General features: G+C 34.3%; 1 protein-coding gene and 1 pseudogene. One reads left to right on the forward strand and one right to left on the reverse strand.

Annotation, left to right across the window (positions count from 1 at the left end; genetic code table 11):
* Positions 1 to 232: pseudogene (locus AC3G7N_RS21310) on the reverse strand (peptidase M20); the annotation flags it as partial.
* A 180-nt stretch (positions 233 to 412) separates the two neighbouring features.
* Here AC3G7N_RS21310 and AC3G7N_RS21315 point away from each other — a divergent pair.
* Positions 413 to 662, forward strand: a 250-nt coding sequence (locus tag AC3G7N_RS21315; protein WP_489424139.1) for a GNAT family N-acetyltransferase, incomplete at its 3' end; no start/stop codon positions are given.

Raw genomic sequence — 662 nt, forward strand, 5'->3', positions numbered from 1 at the left:
TACGTAAAAAAGCAAAAATATTTTTCCTGCCAATTGAATCATTTGGAATGTATTGCTCCCAAACATTTGCAGGATCTTTTTCAAAGTATGGAAAAGTCTGCAGCCATCTTTGGACAGTGTTAGCTAGTTCGACTTCTCCTGCTGTTCCATTAATACTTTCGATAGCAATTAACTGACGTGTTACATATTCAATTTGCTTTTCAATCGATAAATGTTTGATTTGTTGATACATTGTGATTTCCCCCAATACCATACAAATTGCTAACCTTCCATAGTATATCAGATTAATCGGTAAATTCGATATGGTCTTGCCACAGTTTTTGGTATCGACAACCACTAAAAAGTAGCCCAAGTGAACTAGTGGTAGTATGATAGACTAATAAACTAACTAAACTTAGGAGGGTAGCACAGAATGAATATTACAGATCAATTTGACCAACAGGATTTTAATTTCATCAAGAAAAAAGTAGTTGAGTACAATATGGAAGAATTACCGGATGAAATTAAAACAGCAAATGAAGATATTGCTTTTATGCTGAAGGATGATAACGGAGAAATCATTGGCGGTATCACAGCAAATATGTTTTGGCATCACATACATATTGAATTTTTATGGGTAGATAAACGTTATCGAAAAGATGGGTATGGATCCCTCTTGCTTG

The organism is Virgibacillus carmonensis (assembly GCF_057836705.1).